Origin of the sequence: Vibrio sp. RE86, assembly GCF_013114545.1 — a bacterium.
Taxonomy (GTDB): domain Bacteria; phylum Pseudomonadota; class Gammaproteobacteria; order Enterobacterales; family Vibrionaceae; genus Vibrio.
This window is the reverse complement of sequence record NZ_VTXI01000040.1, coordinates 1-4,411: the sequence shown is the minus strand read 5'-3', so window position 1 is coordinate 4,411 and position 4,411 is coordinate 1. Positions and strand designations below refer to the sequence as shown.

Sequence of the window (4,411 nt, the reverse complement as noted above, 5' to 3'; positions counted from 1 at the left end):
TTCGTGCATAGTTTATAAATTACGTAACCAATTGAAAGTAACACAAGTATACAAAATAAAACTTGTAAAAATGGTTCCATTAATGACTCCGAAAACCTAACGCCCTGTTAAGGTGTGAGCAACGCAATACCTAAGCCGCCGCATACCACCTTAATCACTAAAACCAACGCATAGTAAAAATGCCACGCGTTGCGAATCACTCTTGAACAGTTTGTTATAACTCAAACCCAAATTGGCAGCTGATAGATTTTTCCATTTAGATCCACAACTACCGCTTCGACGTACACCTGATGGTTATCAGCACGATAAGCCGATATATAAAATTCTTCGAAGCATTCAATAGGTAAACTGTGAGATTCGCACAACTTAGGCAACCACTTGCGATACGCGAGAACCGTCTTACGTACTCTAGGCGTTAGCTCAAACAACTCTTCGTCTTTAGTTGGAATCCAGCTAATTCTCACTAAATCACCCGCTTTAAGATTAGCTAGTTTGAAGATATCATCACGGACAAACCCACCATCGATGTAATTTTCGCCACTAAAAAATGATAAGGTGAAGTTCTTAGCCACACCTTTGATATTCTTCAGTTTCACAATTTCCCCTTGAGTTATAACGCCTTGTTAAGGTGTGAGGCACGCAATACCGAAGCCGCCGCATAACACCTTAACCACTAAAACCGACGCATAGTAAAAATGCCACGCGTGCCGAATCACTCTTGAACAATTTGTTATGTTTATTTCCCACGAACAGAGACCTTTTCAATGTAAAACCCAAGCCAACCTTGCTTACCACAAGCTTCAACCATGCTACCTATATCAATGCTATCTCGCATCAGCTTTTTCGTAGGGTACCAAAAAGTACGATTCGACTGAGGGGCTTCAATCGTGATATCACTAAGACCAAACATAACCCTCCTACCCTCGGCAGCGTTTGAGAGTTTGCCGACATGACAATAGCCTTGCCCTGTTAAAATCGTAGTAATTAATAAAACGCGAAAAAATGGCAATAGAAGAATTGCGATAATCGGGTATGCAAAAAGCCCAGAGAATATTAACACCTGCCATCGATTGAAACCGGCTTTATGCCTAAGTCTATGAGCCATAACTGCCCATACACTTTTTCCATTCACTTTCCCAAAGATTACAAATGCCAAGTAACAAGCTGTACAAACAGGTAAAAACCGATAAACGATGAAGTCAAAATACGCACCAGACATATCAAATGGCAGTCTGAATACAATGATTGAAATACCAAAATATATCGCGAAGAAGAGACTCACACTGTTGATAGCTGACATTTTTATCCTTTAAACATAACGCCGCGTTAAGTAGTGAGCAACGCTACCACGAAACATAACCATACCACCGTAAACACGAAACCCAACTATGGAATGAAAAATGCCAGGCGTTGGGAATCTGTCTTAAACGCTTTGTTAGGGCTGTTCTATTACCTTTTCCACTTTAACAACTGCATAAACAACTGTTTCATTAGGATTTTTGGTATTTAATTCCTTACACATATATAGACGCTGCTCATCCACAATAGCCCCTTTCCACATAGCCCAATTATCTTCAGATTGTACAGTACCTGTCTTAACTGAACTAAACGGTTCGTCTGGCTCCAATAAATCATGCACCGTTATATAAGTTTTATTCCTTTTTCTCACGATCTCCGCACTAGCACGAGATGAACTACTATTTGTTAATATCGCTTCTTCAATTGGAGATGCAAACTCTTCAAGCCCGTGAGGGACATTTTCACTGCAGATAAGTGGATATATTTTTTGACCTATACCAAGCGATACTATTTGCATTTTACTATCAACTACACTTACACCAGACCTATCATGCTCTGGAAAACCCGTTAGCTGTAGTTTCTGCTTTCCGATTTGAATGATACCTTTATTTGGATATAACCAAGGATTGTTGATCCTCTGATGCCCTTTGTGACTTACGTGATCAATTTTAGAAACATTAGGGTTGAATCTTAATTCGCCATGTTTTATTTCTAGCTCACAGCCAAGTTTTTGTTTTAAAAATTTGAATGTACGATTTATAGCCTTTTCCGAAGGAGAGCCTAAAAAGCTAATTAGAATAATAGAATATGAATTAATAGTAACAGCATGGCACAACGAAAACTGAACACCAAGTTCCATTTCTGGTAGCCTTAAATCAGAAACCCTGATATCACGCGCTTTTACTTCTTCGCCATTTACCCAACCACTTTTCATTACGCAACTAAATAAATAAACCTGATTTGGGCACTCTGCATTTCCAATCATAAATCTTTTATATGGATGAAATAATTTTGGTACTGATTTAAAACTTCTTGCAGAATTATAAAGAACTTTTAGTAGCCACCTAACTAATAGTTCTCTTTCAAATTTTATATTTTTTACTTTGATTAATTCCTCTGTAAAGAATTTATCAAATAATTTAGAAGCATAGTTATCTAAGTTACTCAAGTGCACATTATTACATTCTTCACATACATCTTTTACAACCGGAGCTGACGAAAGATATTTCTTTGTTGATGCACTATAGTACAATCCCTCTTTTTCCCGTTTTTTCTCTATAAAATCAGGAAAAACATGTTCCCTAGTAAGTTTTTTATCCAGATCACAAAATGCACAAATACCCATATTATCCTCTAAAGCCCTAACGCCGCATTAAGTGGTGAGCAACGCAGACCACTGAACTAAAACAATAGTGCCGTAAACACCGAAGCTAAAGCAAACCAAAAATGCCAAACGTTGGGAATCCGTCTTAAATGCTTTGTTAGCTTAAATTGTTGAACCATACCTCAAATATTGCTGCTGTGCAGTTGCCAAATCAAAAGCTACAAAGTAAGTTGAATATATTAACATGATTTCACATGGATTGAATTTATGTCACTTGAGAATACTCGGTCTAAAAAAGTAACCGACAATCTACTATCACTTAGTGTGAGTAACGACATTTCAATAGCTAGTAAGGAATGGCGGTTTTCTGGTCAAGTAATTGACAATATGAGCAAAGAACAGACATGTGAATTATGTTTTAATGAACATTTAAGATACCAATACGAGATTAAAAACAAGGAAAATTATAATAAATTACTCGTTGGTTCATCTTGCATATTAAAATTTTCTAGTATTGAAATTTTTGACTCGAATGAAAGACCTATCCTTGAAACCTCGCTTCGGGAAAAAGCTCTTAAATCCTCTTTGGACAAACATAAGAGAGAACTTAGCCTAAAACCACTAAGGAAGCTCTATCGAGCGGTAAGTGACGATAAAGAAAAAATGGTCATAGAAGAGATTGCCCAATGTATCAATGAGCGAAAAGGTATCGATACGGATAGCTTGTGTGAAATGATTTCTCTTTTCAAACGCCACAAAATTTCATTTTTTATTGAACAATACCGTATCAATCTTCGCACGGAATTTAGCCAATTCAGGTTTAAGTCTCTTTCAGTAGAACAAAGAAAATTCTTAGCCCCAACTCTTACTAATGCTCAGATTAAAAAACACTTCCAAATTGTAGATGACAAAAATAAAGGTAACCGATGACTTTTAAAAATGGAGAATTTGATGAACGGTTAGGAACTTATGTATACGACGATGTAATTGGGCATGTTTATATAGCTTGTTTTCAACCAGGAGAGACTTATAAAGTAGGAATAACAACAAATCTTGATAATAGACTTAATCAATTAAAGTCTGAATACCGAAAAAGTGACATTTTTTATGTTTACTATAAATATTTCTTGAAACCATTTAGAGTAGAACAAGAATTGCTAGCAGAATACTCGGACAATCGAAAGTATGAGTCATACTTAGAGTTAATTCGATTAAATTTTGATGAACTTAAAGAAATGCAGTACAAATTATTTAACACCTCACCAAGCATTCATTCTCAGGAAGAATATATTGACTGGAGAGAAAGCCTACTTCAACGACATCAAAAGTTTCGATAGTACTTTAAGCTAACGCCCAATTAAGTAGTGAGCAACGCTGCCACCTACCTAAACCATTGTGCCGTAAACACTGAAGCCGATTCAAACCCAAAATGCCGAGCGTTGCGAATCTGCTTAAATTGTTTGTTAGTTGCCTGCCCTAACGCTTTAACTTGAAGCTCATTGATACTTTGCCAACATTGCCCTTTCCTGATTTGATAAGCTCAAATCAGGCGCAGTTTCAAAGCTACTGCCTCTGAAACCACTTGGAATTTACAGCGCCGTAGAAGACGGACTTTAAACGCCAATGAAAGCTTTTGGAAAGACTAAGCTTCAGAGCAGACTTTCAACGAACGAATCAGCCTCTGAGACAGAAAATCCGAACGTTAACCAACCAAAGCACTGTTTTAACGAACCTAACAAGCTAGAAAATCAAGTGCGATAAACTAGAGATAGACACACCAACATTAGC

General features: G+C 37.0%; 5 protein-coding genes. 2 read left to right on the top strand and 3 right to left on the bottom strand.

Annotated features, from left to right (window positions below):
• Window positions 1-221 precede the first annotated feature (221 nt).
• From F0231_RS20430 to F0231_RS20415, 3 genes are all read right to left on the bottom strand, one after another.
• Window positions 222-596 carry a hypothetical protein gene (locus tag F0231_RS20430; RefSeq protein ID WP_171761516.1) on the bottom strand — a complete coding sequence of 125 codons (375 nt, stop codon included), beginning with the start codon at window positions 594-596 and terminating at the stop codon, window positions 222-224.
• 140 nt (window positions 597-736) lie between these two features.
• On the bottom strand, window positions 737-1,300 hold the full coding sequence (locus F0231_RS20420) for a hypothetical protein (protein ID WP_171761515.1): 564 nt from the start codon (window positions 1,298-1,300) through the stop codon (window positions 737-739).
• Window positions 1,301-1,435: 135 nt separating this feature from the next.
• Window positions 1,436-2,644, bottom strand: coding sequence for a hypothetical protein (locus F0231_RS20415; RefSeq protein ID WP_171761514.1), 1,209 nt, complete (start codon window positions 2,642-2,644; stop codon window positions 1,436-1,438).
• A 246-nt stretch (window positions 2,645-2,890) separates the two neighbouring features.
• Here F0231_RS20415 and F0231_RS20410 point away from each other — a divergent pair, with 246 nt between their 5' ends.
• Window positions 2,891-3,553: a hypothetical protein gene (locus F0231_RS20410; protein ID WP_171761513.1), complete on the top strand. Its 663-nt coding sequence runs from the start codon at window positions 2,891-2,893 to the stop codon at window positions 3,551-3,553.
• Complete coding sequence (locus F0231_RS20405) at window positions 3,550-3,960, top strand: GIY-YIG nuclease family protein (protein ID WP_171761512.1); 411 nt, start codon at window positions 3,550-3,552, stop codon at window positions 3,958-3,960. Before F0231_RS20410 ends, F0231_RS20405 begins: the two co-directional genes overlap by 4 nt.
• The last annotated feature ends 451 nt before the right edge of the window (window positions 3,961-4,411 follow it).

Bases quoted from the DNA above. Each gene is read 5' to 3' on its own strand.
- F0231_RS20420 (WP_171761515.1), bottom strand. From the start codon at position 1,300: ATGTCAGCTATCAACAGTGTGAGTCTCTTCTTCGCGATATATTTTGGT.
- F0231_RS20405 (WP_171761512.1), top strand. From the start codon at position 3,550: ATGACTTTTAAAAATGGAGAATTTGATGAACGGTTAGGAACTTATGTA.
- F0231_RS20415 (WP_171761514.1), bottom strand. From the start codon at position 2,644: ATGGGTATTTGTGCATTTTGTGATCTGGATAAAAAACTTACTAGGGAA.
- F0231_RS20410 (WP_171761513.1), top strand. From the start codon at position 2,891: ATGTCACTTGAGAATACTCGGTCTAAAAAAGTAACCGACAATCTACTA.